Origin of the sequence: Acidovorax sp. Leaf191 (genome assembly GCF_001424425.1) — a bacterium.
Taxonomy (GTDB): Bacteria; Pseudomonadota; Gammaproteobacteria; order Burkholderiales; family Burkholderiaceae_C; genus Acidovorax.
In genome coordinates this window covers 138759-157651 of the sequence record NZ_LMPT01000021.1, presented here as the reverse complement: position 1 = coordinate 157651, position 18893 = coordinate 138759, and the positions used below count along the sequence as shown (strand labels likewise).

The window sequence follows — 18893 nt, the reverse complement described above, 5'->3', positions numbered from 1 at the left end:
ACCATTCCAGCATCACGGAGAAAAATCATGGGAAAAATCATCGGTATTGACCTGGGCACCACCAACAGCTGCGTGTCCATCATGGAAGGCAACACCACCCGCGTGATCGAGAACAGCGAAGGTGCCCGCACCACGCCGTCGATCGTGGCCTACCAGGAAGACGGCGAGATCCTCGTCGGTGCCTCGGCCAAGCGCCAGGCCGTGACGAACCCCAAGAACACGCTGTACGCCGTCAAGCGCCTGATCGGCCGCAAGTTCACCGAAAAAGAAGTGCAAAAGGACATCGACCTGATGCCCTACAAGATCGTGGCCGCCGACAACGGTGACGCCTGGATCGAAGTGCGCGGCAACAAGCTGTCGGCCCAGCAGGTGTCTGCCGACATCCTGCGCAAGATGAAGAAGACGGCCGAGGACTACCTGGGCGAGCCTGTGACGGAAGCCGTCATCACCGTGCCCGCCTACTTCAACGACGCACAGCGCCAGGCCACCAAGGACGCCGGCCGCATTGCGGGCCTGGATGTCAAGCGCATCATCAACGAACCCACCGCTGCCGCCCTGGCCTTTGGCCTCGACAAGCAGGAAAAGGGCGACCGCAAGATCGCCGTGTATGACCTGGGTGGCGGCACGTTCGACGTGTCCATCATCGAAATCGCGGACGTGGACGGTGAAAAGCAGTTCGAAGTGCTGTCGACCAACGGCGACACCTTCCTGGGCGGCGAAGACTTCGACCAGCGCATCATCGATTTCATCATCGACGAGTTCAAGAAGGAATCGGGCGTCAACCTCAAGAACGACGTCCTGGCCCTGCAGCGCCTGAAGGAAGCGGCCGAAAAGGCCAAGATCGAGCTGTCGAACTCGGCCTCGACCGACATCAACCTGCCTTACGTGACCGCCGATGCGTCGGGCCCGAAGCACTTGAACATCAAGCTGACCCGCGCCAAGCTGGAAGCGCTGGTGGACGAGCTGATCGAGCGCACCATCGCCCCGTGCCGCATGGCCATCAAGGACGCCGGCGTGTCGGTGTCGGACATCCATGACGTGATCCTGGTCGGCGGCATGACCCGTATGCCCAAGGTGCAGGAGAAGGTCAAGGAATTCTTCGGCAAGGAACCTCGCAAGGACGTGAACCCTGACGAAGCCGTGGCCGTGGGCGCCGCCATCCAAGGCCAGGTGCTGTCGGGCGACCGCAAGGACGTGCTGCTGCTGGACGTGACCCCCCTGTCCCTGGGTATTGAAACCCTGGGCGGCGTCATGACCAAGATGATCCAGAAGAACACCACCATTCCGACCAAGTTTGCGCAGACGTATTCGACCGCGGACGACAACCAGCCTGCAGTGACCATCAAGGTCTACCAGGGCGAGCGTGAAATGGCGGCGGGCAACAAACTGCTGGGCGAGTTCAACCTGGAAGGCATCCCGCCGGCAGCCCGCGGTGTGCCGCAGATCGAAGTGTCGTTCGACATCGACGCCAACGGCATCCTGCACGTCGGCGCTAAGGACAAGGGCACGGGCAAGGAAAACAAGATCACCATCAAGGCCAACTCCGGCCTGTCGGAAGAAGAAATCCAGCAGATGGTGAAGGACGCCGAGCTCAACGCCGCCGATGACAAGAAGAAGCTCGAGCTGGTGCAGGCCCGCAACCAGGGCGAAGCCGCCGTGCACAGCGTGAACAAGAGCCTGACCGAGCATGGCGACAAGCTCGACGCGGGTGAGAAAGACGCGATCACGGCCGCCGTGAAGGCCCTGGAAGACGTCCTCAAGGGCGAGGACAAGGCCGCCATCGACGAGAAGACCACCGCGCTGATGGCCGCCAGCCAGAAGCTGGGCGAGAAGATGTACGCCGAGTCGCAGGCTGCGCAAGCGGCACAGGGCGCAGCAGGCGGTGCAGATGCTGCCAGTGGCGGTGCCTCGGCGTCGTCATCCAAGCCTGCGGACGACGACAACGTGGTCGATGCCGAGGTGAAGGAAGTCAAGAAGGGCTGAGCACGCCCCCGTTGACCCGAGCCGCCGCGCAATGCTCCCAGGGAGCTGCGCGGCGTTCCTGTTCCAACCGGGCTCAGAAAGACCATGTCCAAAAGAGACTTTTACGAAATCCTGGGCGTTCCCAAGAACGCTTCGGATGAAGAGATCAAGAAGGCTTATCGCAAGCTGGCAATGAAGCACCACCCTGACCGCAACCAGGGAGATGCCGCCAAGCCTGCCGAAGAGAAGTTCAAGGAGGCCAAGGAGGCCTACGAGATGCTCTCCGACCCGCAAAAGCGGGCCGCCTACGACCAGTACGGCCATGCGGGTGTGGACCCGAACATGCGCGGCCCCGGCGGCGCGGGTGCCGAGGGCTTCGGCGGCTTTGCCGAGGCGTTTGGCGACATCTTCGGCGACATGTTCGGCCAGCAGGGCGGCCGCGGGCGTGGCGCGGGTGGCCGCCAGGTGTACCGGGGCAACGACCTCAGCTACGCCATGGAAGTCACGCTGGAAGAGGCCGCCCGCGGCAAGGACGCGCAGATCCGCATCCCCTCGTGGGACAGCTGCGACACCTGCCACGGCAGCGGCGCCAAGCCCGGCACCAGCGCCAAGACCTGCGGCACCTGCCAGGGCTCCGGCACGGTGCAGATGCGCCAGGGCTTCTTCAGCGTTCAGCAGACCTGCCCGCACTGCCGCGGCACGGGCAAGATCATTCCCGAGCCCTGCACCACGTGCCATGGCCAGGGCAAGATCAAGAAGCAAAAGACGCTGGAAGTGAAGATCCCCGCGGGCATCGACGACGGCATGCGCATCCGCAGCACCGGCAACGGCGAGCCCGGCACCAACGGTGGGCCTCCGGGCGACCTGTACATCGAGATCCGCCTGAAGAAGCACGACATCTTCGAGCGTGACGGCGACGACCTGCATTGCCAGGTGCCGGTGAGCTTCATCACCGCCGCCCTGGGCGGCGAGATCGAGGTGCCCACGCTGCAAGGCAAGGCGGCCATCGACATCCCCGAAGGCACCCAGGCCGGCAAGCAGTTCCGCCTGCGCGGCAAGGGCATCAAGGGCGTGCGCGCCAGCTACCCGGGCGACCTTTACTGCCACATCGCGGTCGAGACGCCCGTCAAGCTCACCGAGCACCAGCGCAAGCTGCTGCGCGAGCTGGAAGACTCGCTCAAGAAGGGTGGCGCGCGCCACTCGCCCAGCGGCGAGAGCTGGACCGACCGGTTGAAGAACTTCTTCAGCTGATCCCGCAGGCATCGAGCCCCTGACAAACAGCCGCACGGCGCCTTCGCGCCCGTGAGCCGCACGTCGCCCTCGGGCCCGTGCGGCTTTTTTTCTGCCTGCACGGATAAGCGCACAGGCGATGGACGACATCGCGGTACGCGATGGCCAAGACCCTCCATTTATAGGAAAATAGCGCAACGCCTTCTCCAAACGAGAAGCACAAGATACCCACCGATGAAAAGCTCCGAGCGCAGTTTTGCGCGCCGCATTGACCTGACTTCGCTGCAGCTGTTCGTGGCCGTGTGCGAACTCGGCAGCATCGGCCGGGCGGCGGAGCGCGAGTTCATCGCCGCGTCGGCGGTGAGCAAGCGGCTGTCGGACCTGGAAACCGCCGTGGACACCGCGCTGCTGTACCGCCACAGCCGCGGCGTCACGCTGACACCCGCGGGCGAGAGCCTGCTGCACCACGCGCGCACCGTGCTCTTCGGGCTGGAGCGCATGCAGGGCGAGCTCAGCGAATACGCCGACGGCGTGCGCGGCCATGTGCGCATGCACGCCAACATCTCGGCCATCTTCCAGTTCCTGCCCGAAGACCTGGGCGCGTTCGCGCGCGAGCACAGCCAGATCAAGATCGACCTGCAGGAGCACCTCTCCAGCGACGTGCTGCACGCCGTGCAGGAGGGCGCGGCCGACCTGGGCATCTGCAACGTGAACATGGCGGGCAGCAACGGCGCGACGCAGTTGCAAAGCCGCCCCTACCGCGCAGACCGCCTGGTGCTCGTCATGCCCGCAGGGCACGTGCTGTCTGCGCAAGCAGCTATTAATTTTGAAGAGGTCCTGGACTGGGACATCGTGGGCCTGCATGCCAACAGCAGCATCAGCCTGGCCATGCGGGCGGCCGCCGCCGCTGCCAGCCGCCCGCTGCGCCAGCGCATCCAGGTCACGGGGCTCGACGCCATGTGCCGCATGATCGACAACGGCCTGGGCGTGGGCCTGTTGCCCGACCGCGCCTTCGAGCTGATGCGCGGTGTGGGCCGCCTGGTAGCCGTTCCGCTGTCCGACGCCTGGGCCCACCGCGAACTGCGTGTGGTGGCCCGCGATTTCGACGCCCTGCCCGTCACCGCCCGCCTGCTGGCAGAACACCTGGCCCCGCGCGCCTTGCCCACCGAGGCGCCAGAGCCTCGCCACTAAAATCAAACCCCCACCGAAAGAAAAGAGCCACCCATGGGACGCACGCTGTACGACAAGATCTGGGACGAGCACGTCGTCCACACCGAGGAGGACGGCACCTCCATCCTCTACATCGACCGCCACCTGGTCCACGAAGTCACCAGCCCCCAGGCCTTCGAAGGCCTGCGCGAGGCGGGGCGCAAGGTGTGGCGCATGAGCTCCATCGTGGGCACGGCCGACCACAACACGCCCACCACGGGCTGGGAGGCCGGCTACGACGGCATCACCGACCCGATCAGCAAGGAACAGATCACCACGCTGAACGACAACATGGCGCAGATCACGCCGGCGGCGTTCTTCCCCTTCATGCACAAGCGCCAGGGCATCGTGCACGTGATCGGCCCTGAAAACGGCGCCACCCTGCCGGGCATGACGGTGGTGTGCGGCGACAGCCACACCAGCACCCACGGCGCGTTCGGCGCACTGGCCCACGGCATCGGTACCAGCGAGGTCGAGCACGTGATGGCCACGCAGACCCTGCTGGCCAAGAAGGCCAAGAACATGCTGGTGCAGGTCGACGGCACCTTGCCCAAGGGCGTGACCGCCAAGGACATCGTGCTGGCCATCATCGGCAAGATCGGTACGGCGGGCGGCACGGGCTACACCATCGAGTTTGCAGGCTCCGCCATCCGCAGCCTGAGCATGGAAGGCCGCATGACCGTGTGCAACATGGCCATCGAAGGCGGCGCGCGCGCGGGCCTGGTGGCCGTGGACGACAAGACCATCGAGTACGTGAAGGGCCGCCCCCTGTCGCCCACCGGAGTCGAATGGGACCAGGCCGTGGCCTACTGGAAGACGCTGCACTCCGATGCGGATGCGCAGTTCGACACCGTGGTCAAGCTCGATGCTGCCGAGATCCAGCCGCAGGTCACCTGGGGCACATCGCCCGAAATGGCGCTGGGCATCGACGCCCGCGTGCCCGACCCCGACAAGGAAAAGGACGCCAACAAACGCGGCGCCATCGAGCGTGCGCTCACCTACATGGGCCTGCAACCGGGCAAGCCGATCAACGACATCACCATCGACAAGGTGTTCATCGGCTCGTGCACCAACAGCCGCATCGAAGACATGCGCGAAGCCGCCGCCGTGGTGAAGAACCTGGGCCGCAAGGTCGCCAGCAACGTGAAGCTGGCCATGGTGGTGCCCGGCTCCGGCCTGGTCAAGGAGCAGGCCGAGCGCGAAGGCCTCGATGCGATCTTCAAGGCCGCGGGCTTCGAGTGGCGCGAACCCGGCTGCTCGATGTGCCTGGCCATGAACGCCGACCGGCTGGAGCCCGGCGAGCGTTGCGCCTCCACCAGCAACCGCAACTTCGAAGGGCGCCAGGGCGCCGGCGGCCGCACGCACCTGGTGAGCCCCGCGATGGCCGCCGCCGCTGCCGTGCACGGCCACTTCGTGGATGTGCGCCAGTTCTCCTGAGCGCTGGCTGGCCGCCCTATTCGCCTTTCATCCACCTTTTGTTCCACACCGTCCGTTGACCTCTCCATTGCCTGAAGGAGCCTTGCCATGACAAAGATCGCCGCATTCATCGCCCTCTCGCTGGCCTTCCTGCTGGCGGGCTGCAACACCGTCAAGGGCGTGGGCCAGGACGTCCAACGGGCCGGTGGCGCGCTCGAGCGCGCTGCCAACAAATAAGCACTCCACCATGCAGAAATTCACCGTGCACAAGGGCCTCGTCGCCCCCATGGACCGCGAGAACGTCGACACCGACGCGATCATCCCCAAGCAGTTCCTCAAGTCGATCAAGAAGACGGGCTTCGGCCCCAACCTGTTCGACGAGTGGCGCTACCTGGACAAGGGCGAGCCCGGCATCCCCGAGTCCGCCCGCAAGCCCAACCCCGACTTCGTGCTGAACCTGCCGCGCTACAAGGGCGCCAGCGTGCTCATCGCCCGCAAGAACTTCGGCTGCGGCTCCAGCCGCGAACATGCGCCCTGGGCGCTGGACCAATTCGGCTTCCGTGCGGTCATTGCACCGAGCTTTGCCGACATCTTCTTCAACAACTGCTTCAAGAACGGCCTCTTGCCCATCGTGCTGCCCGAGGCCACCGTGGCCCAGTTGTTCGACGAAGTGGCCGCCTTCCCCGGCTACCAGCTCACCATCGACCTGGAACGCCAGGTCGTGGTGCGCCCCCAGGGCGAAGAGATCCCGTTCGACGTCGTCGCCTTTCGCAAATACTGCCTGCTCAACGGCTTTGACGACATCGGCCTCACCCTGCGCAAGTCCGACAAGATCAAGGCCTTCGAGGCCGAGCGGCTGGCGGCCAAGCCCTGGCTGGCGCATTCGATGGTGTCCTGAACACCCGGTTTTTGGCAAAAACAACGTCTACCGCTTGATGGGCAAGCGCTAGCCGCTATCAAAAGAGAAGCAAACAATGAAAATCGCAGTGTTGCCGGGTGACGGCATTGGTACCGAGATCGTCGCCGAGGCCGTCAAGGTCCTGGAAGTGCTGGACCTCCATTTCGAGATGGAATCCGCCCTGGTCGGCGGCGCGGCGTACGAGGCCCACGGCCACCCGCTGCCCGAAGCCACCTTGAAGCTGGCCAAGGAATCCGACGCGATCCTGTTCGGCGCCGTGGGCGACTGGAAGTACGACAAGCTCGACCGCCCCCTGCGCCCCGAGCAGGCCATCCTGGGCCTGCGCAAGAACCTGGGCCTGTTCGCCAACTTCCGCCCGGCCATCTGCTACGAGCAGCTGGTGGGTGCATCGAGCCTCAAGCCGGAATTGATCGCGGGCCTGGACATCCTCATCATCCGCGAGCTGACGGGCGACATCTACTTCGGCCAGCCCCGCGGCCGCCGCACGGCGGTGGACGGCCACTTCCCCGGTGCCGAAGAAGCCTTCGACACCATGCGCTACTCGCGCCCCGAGATCGAACGCATCGCCCGCGTGGCCTTCGAGGCCGCCCGCAAGCGCAACAAGAAGGTCACCAGCGTGGACAAGGCCAACGTGCTGGAAACCTTCCAGTTCTGGAAGGACGTGGTCATCGACGTGCACAAGGACTACCAGGACGTGGAACTGGAGCACATGTACGTCGACAACGCCGCCATGCAACTGGTGAAGAAGCCCAAGGCCTTCGACGTGATCGTGACCGGCAACATGTTCGGCGACATCCTGTCCGACGAAGCCTCGATGCTGACGGGCTCCATCGGCATGCTGCCATCGGCCAGCCTGAACAGCAGCAACCAGGGCCTGTACGAGCCCAGCCACGGCAGCGCCCCCGACATCGCAGGCAAGGGCGTGGCCAACCCACTGGCCACCATTTTGTCGGCCGCGATGATGCTGCGCTTCTCGCTGAACCAGGACGAAGCCGCCAAGCGCATCGAAGCCGCCGTGCAAAACGTGCTGGAGCAAGGCCTGCGCACGCCGGACATCTACAGCGAAGGCACGACCAAGGTGGGCACGTCGCAAATGGGCGACGCGGTGGTGAAGGCACTGTCGGCGCAATAAGCCGACGGGCACGGCCTGCCGCCGCCCCGACCTCCCCCCGAGAAAGCGCCGCACCGCGGCGCTTTTTTGTGGCCGCCGGGGTCTTGCGAGCCCTCGGACCTGTCTCCAGAAAGCATCGCCCGCCACGGAAATGCGGCGTTTTCGGGCCAAAAATGCGGCATTCCAGGGCGATCCGCTACAATCTCGCCCATGTTTGCCGCCCGCCCGTTCGACCTGAACACCGCTACTGCCGCCCTGGCAGGCGTGGCTGTGCGCGCAATCACCACCAAAACCACGACCATTAAGGGCTGACCCAGCTCCGGTATCGTCGTGCGCCCTCCCTGGCCCAGACGAGCCGGGGCAAAGGTCAGTCCCGGTCGGGCACTGTTTCTTACACTGAAAAGGGGCGTTGAAATGAGCAAGTTGGTAGGGTTGGTCGGCTGGCGTGGCATGGTCGGCTCGGTCCTGATGGACCGCATGGAACAAGAGAAGGACTTCGATCTGATCGAGCCCATGTTCTTCTCCACCTCGAACGCAGGCGGCAAGGCCCCTGCCCACGCCAAGAACGAGACGGCCCTGCAGGACGCGTTCAACATCGAGGCCCTGAAGCGCTGCGAGATCATCATCACCGCCCAGGGCGGCGACTACACCAACGAGGTCTACCCCAAGCTGCGCGCGGCCGGCTGGAACGGCCACTGGATCGACGCCGCATCCTCCTTGCGCATGGAGAAGAACGCGGTCATCGTGCTCGACCCGGTCAACATGCCGGTCATCCAGAATGCCCTGGCCCACGGCGGCAAGGACTGGATCGGCGGCAACTGCACCGTGAGCTGCATGCTGATGGGCGTGGGCGCGCTGTACAAGGCCGGCCTCGTCGAGTGGATGAGCACCCAGACCTACCAGGCCGCGTCCGGCGGCGGTGCCCAGCACATGCGCGAGTTGCTCACGCAGTACGGCACGCTGAACGCCGAAGTGCGTTCGCTGCTGGACGACCCCAAGAGCGCCATCCTGGAGATCGACCGCAAGGTCATCGCCAAGCAACGCGCCCTGACCGGCGCTGAAACCGCCAACTTCGGCGTGCCCCTGGGCGGCAGCCTGATCCCCTGGATCGACAAGGACCTGGGCCTGGGCAAGAGCCAGGACGATCCCGCCTGGGGCATGTCCAAGGAAGAATGGAAGGGCATGGCCGAGACCAACAAGATCCTGGGCCAGGGCGAAGGCTTCCAATCCGCTGCGGTGCCGGTCGATGGTTTCTGCGTGCGCGTGGGCGCGATGCGCTGCCACAGCCAGGCACTGACCTTCAAGCTCAAGAAGGACGTGCCCCTGGCCGACATCGAAGCCATGATCGCTGCGGACAACGCGTGGGCCAAGGTGGTGCCCAACACCCGTGAAGCCACCATCAAGGACCTGACACCCGTGGCGGTGACCGGCACCATGACCATCCCCGTGGGCCGCATCCGCAAGCTGGCCATGGGCCCTGAATACGTAGGCGCCTTCACCATCGGCGACCAGTTGCTGTGGGGTGCCGCCGAGCCGCTGCGCCGCATGCTGCGCATCCTGCTCGGCGCCTGATTGACCTCCCGCCAAAGCGCGCACAGCCCCCGGTTGTGCGCGCTTTTTCGTGGCTGACAGGTCGAAACACTCGGTTACGCCACGTTGGCAATTGGCAACATTTAGACGCCCCAATTTGGTGCGCAAACAGCGCTGCCAAAGCTTCGGCGCCACCTCAGCTTGTCAGTGCAAAACATTGATGCTATGGTGCTTTTTACATATTTTCACGCGCCGGGGCGGGACCTGACCATGACAAAAAAAGCACCGCTCGTCCGAGCCGCAAAAAATCCTCATCAGTTGTTGGCAAACATGCATCGTTGGAAATTCTCAGTCCTGGCGGCCGCGGCCGTGGCGTCGGCCGGCTTTTATGCCACTGATGCATCCGCTCTGGCGCTAGGGCGCATCACCGTGCAGTCTGCCCTGGGCGAGCCTCTGCGCGCCGAAATCGACCTGCCCCAGATCACCCCGGCAGAAGCCGAAACGCTGCGCGCCGCCACGGCGTCTCCCGATGTGTTCCGCGCCCAGGGCATGGAATACACGCAGGCCATGAACAACCTGCAGATCCAGCTGCAGCGCCGCCCCGACGGCACCGCCGTCCTGCGCCTGTCCAGCGACCGCCCGGTGAACGAGCCTTTCCTGGACCTGGTGCTGGACGCCAACTGGGGCTCGGGCCGCATCGTGCGCAGCTACACCATGCTGTTCGACCCGCCAGCACTGCGCCGCCCCGCGCCCACCGTGACGGCATCGCCCCAGATTTCGGCCCCGGCAGCCCAGCCTGCACCCGCCGTGCGTGCGCCCGTGACGCCCCGTGCGAGCGAGCCTGCCACGGCAGCGGCTCCGCCCGCCCCGCGCCCAGCGCCCGCACCCCGCGCCACCCCGGCGGACGGTGTCACCGTGCAGTCGGGCGACACCGCCGGCCGCCTTGCCAACGCATACCGCCCCCAAGGTGTGTCGCTCGACCAGATGCTGGTTGCGATGATGCGCGCCAATCCGGATGCCTTCATCCAGGGCAACGTCAATCGGCTCAAGGCCGGCGCCGTTCTGCAGATGCCGAGTGAAAGTGCCGCACAGGCCACGCCCGCCCCCGAGGCGCGCCAGATCCTGGCCGCACAGGCCCGCGACTTCAACGACTTCCGCCGCAAGCTGGCGGGCGCTGCGCCCTCCACCGCCGTTGCCGCCGCCGAACGCTCGGCATCGGGCTCCGTGCAGACGCGGGTCGAAGACAGGAAGCCTGCCACGGCCGCTCCCGACAAGCTCACGCTGTCCAAGGGCTCCGTCAAGGGCCAGAAGGCTGCAGAAGACCAGGTCGCCAAGGACAAGCAGGCCAGCGAAGCCGCCACGCGGATGGCCGAGCTGTCCAAGAACATCACGGACCTGAACAAACTGGGCGCCGCCTCGGCCCCGGCTGGCAGCTCCGCCACGCCCGCAGCGGCGGCACCGGCTGCCACGGCAGCCAGCGCGCCCGCGGCCGTGGCAGTGCAGACCCCGGCCATACCCGCCACGCCGACGGCACCCGCAGCGCCAGAAGCGCCTGCGTCGGCCCCCGTCGATCCCGCCGCCACGGCCAGCGATGCCGCCACGCCTGCAGAGGCCGCGTCCGAACCCGCATCGGCACCGGCGTCGGCCCCCGCCCCGGTTCGTACCCCGCTTCCCGTCCCCGCGCCAGCGCCCGCTGAAGAGGCCAGCTTCCTCTCCGGCATCATGGACGATCCGATCCTGCCTTGGGCCTTCGGGGGCCTGCTGGCAGTGCTGCTGGGCTACGGCGCCTACCGCGTGGTGCAGCGCCGCCGCCAGAACAACGGCGTGGACAGCTCCTTCCTCGAAAGCCGCATCCAGCCCGATTCGTTCTTCGGCGCCAGCGGCGGCCAGCGTGTCGATACGGCCAACAGCGAGATGACCACGGGCTCGTCCATGGCCTACTCGCCCAGCCAGCTCGATGCCGGCGGCGATGTGGACCCTGTGGCCGAAGCCGATGTGTACCTGGCCTATGGCCGCGACCTGCAGGCCGAGGAAATCCTCAAGGAAGCCATCCGCCACAACCCGGCCCGCGTGTCGGTGCACGTGAAGCTGGGCGAGATCTACGCCAAGCGCCAGGACCGCAAGGCCCTGGAAGCCGTGGCCGGCGACGTGTTCAAGCTCACGCAGGGCGAGGGTCCCGACTGGGCCCGCATTGCCGAACTGGGCCGGGACCTGGACCCTGACAACCGCCTGTACCAGCCCGGTGGCCGCCCAGGCCTCGCCGAAGACGAGTCGCCTTCGCTGCCGCCTGGCGGCTTCCCCAGCACGTTCACGGGCGGCACCGCCGCGGCAGCCACTGCCGCGCTGCCTCCGGACCTGGACTTGGACCTTGACCTGGACTTGCCCGACGATGCGTTGACCGATGCACCGTCGGCAGCACCTGCAGCGCCCGGCGGCTTCGCCGCAGCGGCTGCGGCAGCATCTGCTGGCCGTGCGGCCCCTGCCGCCGAAGAGCCTTCGACGCTGCGCTCGGGTCTGGACATGCCAGACCTGCCGTCCGCCACTGCGCCGGCATGGAACTCCCCCGACACGGCACCCAGCCCCATGACGGCAGCGCCTCCCAGCGCCAACCTGGACTTCCCGAGCGTGGACGACCTGTCGATGGCGCCTTCCGGCCCCATCCCGCTGTCGGCCCAGACACAGGACTCGGGCCCCATGGAGTTTGACCTTGGCGATCTGTCGCTGGACCTGAACGCGCCCTCCACACCCATGGCCGCTCCGGCGCCCAAGGCCGTTGTGCCCGCTCCAGCCTCGCTGGACGATTTCGCCAGCGCCCAGGACGACCCGCTGGCCACCAAGCTGGCGTTGGCCGAAGAGTTCAACGCCATCGGCGACACCGACGGCGCCCGCACGCTGATCGAAGAAGTGGTGGCCGAATCCAGCGGCGCCCTCAAGACCCGCGCCCAGCGCATGCTGGCTGAACTGGGCTGATGCGGCCGGGTTCCCTCACGGCGCGCTTCCCCCACACCCAGGCCGCCCCATGACACGGGTGGCGCTGGGCGTCAGCTACAACGGCCAGGCGTACAGCGGCTGGCAAAGCCAGCTGTCTGGCAACACCATCCAGGACAAACTCGAAGCGGCCCTGGGCCGCTTTGCCACGCACCCGGTGAGCACGTTGTGCGCAGGCCGCACCGACGCCGGCGTGCACGGGCTGATGCAGGTCGTGCACTTCGACACCGAGCTCGACCGCACAGCATCGTCGTGGGTGCGCGGCACCAACACCTTTCTTCCGCCCGACATTGCGGTGCAGTGGGCGCAGCCGGTGCCAGACAGCTTTCACGCACGGGGCAGCGCCGTGGCCCGGCGGTATGCCTACGTGCTGCTGCAGTCGCCGGTGCGCCCCAGCGTGGACGCGGGGCGCGTGGGCTGGGTCTATCACCCGCTCAATCACGACGCCATGCGGCAGGCGGCAGACCAGTTGCTGGGCGAGCACGACTTCACTTCGTTCCGCGCCTCGGCCTGCCAGGCCAAGTCGCCCGTCAAGACGCTGCAGCGCATCGACATCTCGCGCCGCGGGTTGGGCGAGCCCCACCCGGAGCTGGGCTGGAGCTCCTGCTACTGGCGCTTCGAGTTCGAAGCCAACGCGTTTTTGCACCACATGATCCGCAACATCATGGGCTGCCTGGTCGCCATTGGCCAAGGCAACCAGCCTGCGGGCTGGATCGGACAGGTGCTGGCAGCGCGCTCGCGCGACGCCGCCGCCCCGACGTTTTCGCCGAATGGGCTGTACTTCCAGGGCCCGCGCTACGACGCCGAGTGGGGCCTGCCCCAGCGCACGGCTGCGTATGATTGGCTGCCATGACGACACCGCCCTCGCCCCTCTCGCCGCAAGCCCACCCAGAACCGGCGCAGCCCGCCGCCCGCACCCGCATCAAGATCTGCGGCCTGACGCGCGAGCAGGATGTGGATGCCGCGGTGGCTGCCGGGGCCGACGCGGTCGGTTTCGTGCTGTATGCCCCCAGTCCGCGCGCGGTCACTCCGGAGCGTGCGGCCCAGTTGGCGCGGCGCCTGCCGCCCTTTGTGACGCCGGTGCTGCTGTTCGTCAACGAGACTGCTACCAATGTGATAGCTGCCAGCGCCCTGATAGCGGGCGCTACCATCCAGTTTCATGGCGACGAGACACCTGAGGACTGCCTGGCGGCCACCGGCCAGGGCGCGCGCCCCTACCTGCGGGCAGCGCGGATTCCCCTGGGTGACGGAGCGGCCCGCTTCGACCTCGTAAAATACGCCCACGATTACTCTCACGCCCAAGCCATCCTGCTCGACGCCCATGTCGACGGGTACGGCGGCAGCGGCAAGGCATTCAATTGGTCACTCCTTCCACCAAGCGTCAGCTCTCACCTCGTTTTGTCTGGTGGACTCACGCCTGCAAACGTGACCGATGGCATTTTGCAAGTACGCCCGCGTTGCCACACGCTGGCGGTTGATGTCAGCTCCGGCGTCGAGGCCACGGACCCTAACAGCCCCGATGGCAAGCCCCTGAGGGGCATCAAGGACGCCGGAAAGATCCAACGGTTCATCGCCGCCGTGCGCGCGGCCGATGCCCAACTTGCAAAGAACCCTCATGAATTCCTATCAGCAACCTGATGCTTCAGGCCATTTCGGCTCCTACGGCGGCAGCTTCGTCAGCGAAACACTGACCCACGCCATCAAGGAACTGCGCGAGGCCTACGCCCGCTACCAGAACGACCCCGAGTTCCTTGCCGAATTCGCGTACGAGCTCAAGCACTTCGTGGGCCGCCCCTCGCCGGTGTACCACGCCGCCCGCACCAGCCGCGAGCTGGGCGGCGCGCAGATCTACCTCAAGCGCGAAGACCTCAACCACACCGGCGCCCACAAGATCAACAACGTGATCGGGCAGGCCATGCTGGCACGCCGCATGGGCAAGCCCCGCGTGATCGCCGAGACTGGCGCGGGCCAGCACGGCGTGGCCACGGCCACCATCTGCGCGCGCTACGGCCTCGAATGCGTGGTCTACATGGGCAGCGAAGACGTCAAGCGCCAAAGCCCCAACGTGTTTCGCATGAAGCTGCTGGGCGCCACCGTGGTGCCGGTCGAGTCCGGCAGCAAGACGCTCAAGGACGCCCTGAACGAAGCCATGCGCGACTGGGTGGCCAACGTGGACAACACGTTCTACATCATCGGCACCGTGGCAGGCCCGCACCCCTACCCGATGATGGTGCGCGACTTCCAGAGCGTGATCGGCAAGGAATCCATCGAGCAGATGCCCGCCATGCTGGCCGAGCAGAAGATCGCCGCCGAGCAGCCCGACGCCGTGATCGCCTGCGTGGGCGGCGGCAGCAACGCCATGGGCATCTTCCACCCCTACATCCCGTTCGACAAGACACGCCTGATCGGCGTGGAGGCGGCGGGCGAGGGCCTGGACAGCGGCAAGCACTCGGCATCGCTGCAGCGCGGCAGCTCGGGCGTGCTGCACGGCAACCGCACCTTTATCCTGCAGGATGCCAACGGCCAGATCACCGAGACCCACAGCATCAGCGCAGGCCTGGACTACCCCGGTGTGGGCCCGGAGCACGCCTGGTTGCAGGAGATCGGGCGCGCCGAGTACGTGGGCATCACCGACCAGGAAGCGCTGTCCGCCTTCCACCACCTGTGCCGCACCGAAGGCATCATCCCGGCGCTGGAATCGAGCCATGCCTTCGCCTACGCCCTCAAGCTCGCGCCCACCATGCGGCCCGACCAGGCCATCCTGGTCAACCTCTCGGGCCGGGGCGACAAGGACATCGGCACCGTGGCCGACCTGTCGGGTGAAGATTTCTACGACCGCCCCTCCATGCGCGGCCTGACCGTCAAGGGCGGCCCCGGAGACTCCAAGCCATGAGCCGCATAGACACCACTTTCGAACAGCTGAAAGCCCAGGGCCGCAAGGCGCTGATCCCGTACGTCACCGCAGGCTTCCCGTTTGCCGACATCACGCCCGCCCTCATGCACGGCATGGTGGAGGCTGGTGCCGATGTGATCGAGTTGGGCGTGCCCTTCTCCGACCCCATGGCCGACGGCCCCGTGATCCAGAAGGCTGGCGAAAAGGCGCTGGGCCTGGGTGTGGGCATGGTGCAGGTGCTCGACCACGTACGCGAGTTTCGCAAGCGCAACACCACCACGCCCGTGGTGCTGATGGGCTACGCCAACCCGGTGGAACGCTACGACCAGGTGCACAGCCAGGCGGGCGGAGAGAGCGCCTTCGTGCGCGATGCCGCCGAAGCCGGCGTGGACGGCGTGCTCATCGTCGACTACCCGCCCGAGGAATGCGAAGCCTTCGCGGCCGACCTGCGTGCCCACGGCATGGACCTGATCTTCCTGCTGGCCCCCACCAGCACGGACGAGCGCATGGCCCAGGTGGCGCGGGTGGCCAGCGGCTATGTGTACTACGTGTCGCTCAAGGGCGTCACGGGCTCCGGTGCGCTTGATACCGCGGCCGTGGAGCAGATGCTGCCCCGCATCCGCGAGCATGTGCACATCCCTGTCGGCGTAGGCTTTGGCATCCGCGACGCAGCGACGGCCCAGGCCATCGGCAAGGTGGCGGACGCGGTGGTCATCGGCAGCCGCATCATCCAGCTGATCGAAGACCAGGAGCACGCCAAGGTGGTGCCCCTGACCATCGACTTCCTGCGCGGCATCCGCAAGGCGCTAGACGCGTAAAATAAAGAGCATCCCCCTGAGCGGCTTTGCCGCTTCCCCCTTCTCTCGCGCTTTGCGCGCGAAGGGGGACGCTCCCAGCGCGGCGGGGCGGCCCTTGCGCGGGAGCCCTGGCCTTTAGGCCGCGCCAGTTTCAAGGCCGTGCCGCCACTGGCCCATTCACACAGAGGAAAACCATGTCCTGGCTCGAAAAACTTCTGCCCTCCAAGATCCAGCAAACCGACCCCACCGAGCGCCGCCAGGTGCCCGAGGGCCTCTGGATCAAGTGCCCGAGCTGCGAGACGGTGCTCTACAAGTCCGACCTGGAACAAAACCAGAACGTCTGCCCCCACTGCAGCCACCACCACCGCATCGGCGCCCGCCCGCGGCTGAACTCGTTCCTGGACGCCGAAGGCCGCTACGAGATCGGCCAGGAAGTGCTGCCCGTGGACGCCCTCAAGTTCAAGGACAGCCGCAAGTACCCCGAGCGCCTGAAAGAAGCCCTGGAGAACACCGGCGAGACCGATGCCCTCATCGTCATCGGTGGCGCGGTCAAGAGCATCAACGTGGTGGTCGCCTGCTTCGAGTTCGACTTCATGGGCGGCTCCATGGGCTCCGTGGTCGGCGAGCGCTTCGTGCGCGGCGTGGAAACTGCCATCGAGCAGAAGGTGCCCTTCATCTGCTTTACCGCCACCGGCGGTGCCCGCATGCAGGAGGGCCTGCTGTCGCTGATGCAGATGGCCAAGACCAATGCAGCCCTCACCCGCCTGGCCAAGAAGGGCCTGCCCTACATCAGCGTGCTGACCGACCCGACCATGGGCGGCGTGAGCGCCGGCTTCGCCTTCGTGGGCGACATCGTGATCGCCGAGCCCAAGGCGCTGATCGGCTTTGCCGGCCCCCGCGTGATCGAATCCACCGTGCGCGTGACCCTGCCCGAGGGCTTCCAGCGCGCCGAGTTCCTGCAGACCAAGGGTGCCGTCGATTTCATCTGCGACCGCCGCGAACTGCGCAACACGGTGGCGAGCAGCCTGGCCATGCTGCAGCGACTGCCGGCCGACGCTGTCATGTGATGCTGATGTGACGATGCCGGCGACGGCGTGATGCACGGCTGCGCCGTCGATTCGCAGCACCAGCAAGATCACTATATTTTTAATAGCAAAAAGGCCTCACCGGACAAGCGGTAGAGGCCTTTTTTATGGGCATTTTTTGTCCAACGAATGGTCACCGCATGACGCTGGCCTGCAGATGGCCCAGTACGATCATCACCACCTGCAGCAGCACCAGCAAGGCCAGCGGCGACAGATCGATGCCGCCCACCAGCGGGATGATGCGGCGAAACGGCCGCAGCACCGGCTCGCACAGCCGGGCGATGACATCCGACAGCGGCGAGCGCGCCTGCACCCACGACATCACCGCGTAGACGATCAGCAGGCCGATCAGCCCCGACACCGCCACACGGGCCAGCCCGAACAGCGCGAGCCACGGCAGCCAGGCCCACGCAGACGCAGCCCCGACGGCGCCCAGCAGCAGTGCGAGCAGGAAATATTGCGTGAGCTGCAGCAGCACCGCGGCCACCAGGCTCGACACATCCAGGCGCCCCACCGGCGGGATCACCTTGCGCAGCGGCAGGATGACCCAGTCCGTGAGGGCAAAGATCAGCCCTCCCACCGGGTTGGCAAACGGAATGCGCTGCCATTGCATGTACAGCCGCAAGAGGCACGCCCCCGTGAGCAGGCCACCGACGACGTCGAGCAGAAAAGAGGCGATCTGGTAGAGCATGGATGAGACAAAAACGGGTGGGCGGCGCCGAAAGAACGCCGTGTCATGGGATGATAGCGACGTAGGGTGTTCCCCCATCAGTTTCAAGGATCGTCCGGCGCTGCGTCCCGGTCAGCCAGGGCTGTCCCCGTACCGGCCCAGGCGGCACGAACGGCCCGGACTTGGCACCAGGGGCCGGGCACCCAGGCGACGCGCAATGCGAAGGTATCCAGGCCTGTTCCCGGGCGCAAGCCCAGTGCCTGCCCTTGCCAGGGTGCCAGCGCTTACGCTGCCAGGCATCCGCGAAGGCCCGCGGGCCCAAGGGCCCGGAACGGTCTGCGCCGACCTCGGGCGTTTTTGAAACCGACATGAACATGCTGCACTTCGTCATCTCCGATTCATGACCCAGCCTCTCACACTGTCCTCCCTGCCCCTTTTTCCGCTCGGCTCCGTGCTCTTTCCAGGCGGCGTGCTGGCCTTGCGCGTGTTCGAGGTGCGCTACCTCGACATGGTCCGCAAATGCCAACAGGCGGGCGCACCCTTCGGCGTGGTGGCGCTCACCCAGGGACGGGAAGTGCGGCAGGCCGGCGCACCCGACGAGCAGTTCAGCGACGTCGGCACGCTGGCCGTCATCGAGCAGATCGACACCCCGCAGCCGGGGCTGATCACGCTGGTGTGCCGCGGCAGCCAGCGGTTTCGTATCACGCAGCGCAGCCTGTTGCCGCACGGCCTGTGGATCGCCGATGTCGACCACCTCGACCAGGACATGGCTGTGTCCATTCCGCCCGATTTGCAGAAAGCCTCGACCGCCCTGGCCCAGGTGCTGCACACCCTGCAGCAGCGCGACCCCGACGCGCCCACGTCCATCGTCCCCACGGCAGCGCAACTCGACGATTGCGGCTGGGTGGCCAACCGCTGGTGTGAACTGCTGCCCGTGCCCCTGGAGCTCAAGCAGCGATTGATGGAGCTGGACAACCCGCTGGTCCGGCTGGAGCTGGTCGGCGATGTGCTGGAGCGCACAGGCATTGCACCCACGCAATGATGAGCGGCGAGGCCCTCGTCGTCCGCACACGCCGACTTTTC

General features: G+C 66.3%; 16 protein-coding genes. 15 read left to right on the top strand and 1 reads right to left on the bottom strand.

Annotation, left to right across the window (positions count from 1 at the left end):
* The first annotated feature begins 27 nt into the window (after positions 1–27).
* The 14 genes from dnaK to accD all read left to right on the top strand — a co-directional run bounded on the left by dnaK (position 28) and on the right by accD (position 17122).
* Complete coding sequence (gene dnaK / locus ASG27_RS22145) at positions 28–1983, top strand: molecular chaperone DnaK (RefSeq protein ID WP_056420923.1); 1956 nt, start codon at positions 28–30, stop codon at positions 1981–1983.
* Positions 1984–2067: 84 nt separating this feature from the next.
* On the top strand, positions 2068–3213 hold the full coding sequence (gene dnaJ, locus ASG27_RS22140; RefSeq protein ID WP_056420920.1) for a molecular chaperone DnaJ: 1146 nt from the start codon (positions 2068–2070) through the stop codon (positions 3211–3213).
* Positions 3214–3426: 213 nt separating this feature from the next.
* Positions 3427–4383: a LysR family transcriptional regulator gene (locus ASG27_RS22135; RefSeq protein ID WP_056420917.1), complete on the top strand. Its 957-nt coding sequence runs from the start codon at positions 3427–3429 to the stop codon at positions 4381–4383.
* 33 nt (positions 4384–4416) lie between these two features.
* The gene (gene leuC / locus ASG27_RS22130) at positions 4417–5838 is read left to right on the top strand and encodes a 3-isopropylmalate dehydratase large subunit (RefSeq protein ID WP_056420913.1); all 1422 of its coding nucleotides are present in this window, start codon (positions 4417–4419) and stop codon (positions 5836–5838) included.
* 87 nt (positions 5839–5925) lie between these two features.
* Positions 5926–6054 (top strand): entericidin A/B family lipoprotein, encoded by a 129-nt coding sequence (locus ASG27_RS22125; protein ID WP_056162220.1) that lies wholly within the window; start codon positions 5926–5928, stop codon positions 6052–6054.
* A gap of 10 nt (positions 6055–6064) precedes the next feature.
* Complete coding sequence (gene leuD, locus ASG27_RS22120) at positions 6065–6715, top strand: 3-isopropylmalate dehydratase small subunit (protein WP_056162217.1); 651 nt, start codon at positions 6065–6067, stop codon at positions 6713–6715.
* 76 nt (positions 6716–6791) lie between these two features.
* Entirely contained in the window at positions 6792–7868 is a 1077-nt protein-coding gene (gene leuB / locus ASG27_RS22115) for a 3-isopropylmalate dehydrogenase (RefSeq protein WP_056420912.1), read from the top strand.
* 393 nt (positions 7869–8261) lie between these two features.
* Positions 8262–9419, top strand: coding sequence for an aspartate-semialdehyde dehydrogenase (asd, locus tag ASG27_RS22110; protein WP_056420911.1), 1158 nt, complete (start codon positions 8262–8264; stop codon positions 9417–9419).
* Positions 9420–9707: 288 nt separating this feature from the next.
* Positions 9708–12347 (top strand): FimV/HubP family polar landmark protein, encoded by a 2640-nt coding sequence (locus tag ASG27_RS22105; RefSeq protein WP_056420910.1) that lies wholly within the window; start codon positions 9708–9710, stop codon positions 12345–12347.
* Between the two features lie 49 nt (positions 12348–12396).
* Positions 12397–13218, top strand: a complete 822-nt coding sequence (gene truA / locus ASG27_RS22100) for a tRNA pseudouridine(38-40) synthase TruA (RefSeq protein ID WP_056420909.1) — start codon at positions 12397–12399, stop codon at positions 13216–13218.
* Positions 13215–14003, top strand: a complete 789-nt coding sequence (locus ASG27_RS22095) for a phosphoribosylanthranilate isomerase (RefSeq protein ID WP_082486069.1) — start codon at positions 13215–13217, stop codon at positions 14001–14003. The genes truA and ASG27_RS22095 overlap by 4 nt, the downstream gene beginning before the upstream one ends.
* Positions 13981–15258 carry a tryptophan synthase subunit beta gene (gene trpB, locus ASG27_RS22090; protein WP_056420906.1) on the top strand — a complete coding sequence of 426 codons (1278 nt, stop codon included), beginning with the start codon at positions 13981–13983 and terminating at the stop codon, positions 15256–15258. The genes ASG27_RS22095 and trpB overlap by 23 nt, the downstream gene beginning before the upstream one ends.
* Positions 15255–16076: a tryptophan synthase subunit alpha gene (trpA, locus tag ASG27_RS22085; protein ID WP_056420905.1), complete on the top strand. Its 822-nt coding sequence runs from the start codon at positions 15255–15257 to the stop codon at positions 16074–16076. Before trpB ends, trpA begins: the two co-directional genes overlap by 4 nt.
* Before the next feature lie 173 nt (positions 16077–16249).
* Positions 16250–17122, top strand: a complete 873-nt coding sequence (gene accD / locus ASG27_RS22080; protein WP_056162197.1) for an acetyl-CoA carboxylase, carboxyltransferase subunit beta — start codon at positions 16250–16252, stop codon at positions 17120–17122.
* Between the two features lie 151 nt (positions 17123–17273).
* Here the strand turns inward: accD and ASG27_RS22075 are convergent, their stop codons facing one another.
* Positions 17274–17831 carry a YggT family protein gene (locus tag ASG27_RS22075; RefSeq protein WP_056420902.1) on the bottom strand — a complete coding sequence of 186 codons (558 nt, stop codon included), beginning with the start codon at positions 17829–17831 and terminating at the stop codon, positions 17274–17276.
* A gap of 379 nt (positions 17832–18210) precedes the next feature.
* Here ASG27_RS22075 and ASG27_RS22070 point away from each other — a divergent pair, with 379 nt between their 5' ends.
* Positions 18211–18852, top strand: coding sequence for an LON peptidase substrate-binding domain-containing protein (locus ASG27_RS22070; RefSeq protein WP_056420900.1), 642 nt, complete (start codon positions 18211–18213; stop codon positions 18850–18852).
* Positions 18853–18893: the final 41 nt, after the last annotated feature.

Excerpts from the sequence above, each read along its gene's own strand:
- dnaK (WP_056420923.1), top strand. The coding sequence starts at position 28 with ATGGGAAAAATCATCGGTATTGACCTGGGCACCACCAACAGCTGCGTG.
- dnaJ (WP_056420920.1), top strand. The coding sequence starts at position 2,068 with ATGTCCAAAAGAGACTTTTACGAAATCCTGGGCGTTCCCAAGAACGCT.
- ASG27_RS22135 (WP_056420917.1), top strand. The coding sequence starts at position 3,427 with ATGAAAAGCTCCGAGCGCAGTTTTGCGCGCCGCATTGACCTGACTTCG.
- leuC (WP_056420913.1), top strand. The coding sequence starts at position 4,417 with ATGGGACGCACGCTGTACGACAAGATCTGGGACGAGCACGTCGTCCAC.
- ASG27_RS22125 (WP_056162220.1), top strand. The coding sequence starts at position 5,926 with ATGACAAAGATCGCCGCATTCATCGCCCTCTCGCTGGCCTTCCTGCTG.
- leuD (WP_056162217.1), top strand. The coding sequence starts at position 6,065 with ATGCAGAAATTCACCGTGCACAAGGGCCTCGTCGCCCCCATGGACCGC.
- leuB (WP_056420912.1), top strand. The coding sequence starts at position 6,792 with ATGAAAATCGCAGTGTTGCCGGGTGACGGCATTGGTACCGAGATCGTC.
- asd (WP_056420911.1), top strand. The coding sequence starts at position 8,262 with ATGAGCAAGTTGGTAGGGTTGGTCGGCTGGCGTGGCATGGTCGGCTCG.
- ASG27_RS22105 (WP_056420910.1), top strand. The coding sequence starts at position 9,708 with ATGCATCGTTGGAAATTCTCAGTCCTGGCGGCCGCGGCCGTGGCGTCG.
- truA (WP_056420909.1), top strand. The coding sequence starts at position 12,397 with ATGACACGGGTGGCGCTGGGCGTCAGCTACAACGGCCAGGCGTACAGC.
- ASG27_RS22095 (WP_082486069.1), top strand. The coding sequence starts at position 13,215 with ATGACGACACCGCCCTCGCCCCTCTCGCCGCAAGCCCACCCAGAACCG.
- trpB (WP_056420906.1), top strand. The coding sequence starts at position 13,981 with ATGAATTCCTATCAGCAACCTGATGCTTCAGGCCATTTCGGCTCCTAC.
- trpA (WP_056420905.1), top strand. The coding sequence starts at position 15,255 with ATGAGCCGCATAGACACCACTTTCGAACAGCTGAAAGCCCAGGGCCGC.
- accD (WP_056162197.1), top strand. The coding sequence starts at position 16,250 with ATGTCCTGGCTCGAAAAACTTCTGCCCTCCAAGATCCAGCAAACCGAC.
- ASG27_RS22075 (WP_056420902.1), bottom strand. The coding sequence starts at position 17,831 with ATGCTCTACCAGATCGCCTCTTTTCTGCTCGACGTCGTCGGTGGCCTG.
- ASG27_RS22070 (WP_056420900.1), top strand. The coding sequence starts at position 18,211 with ATGACCCAGCCTCTCACACTGTCCTCCCTGCCCCTTTTTCCGCTCGGC.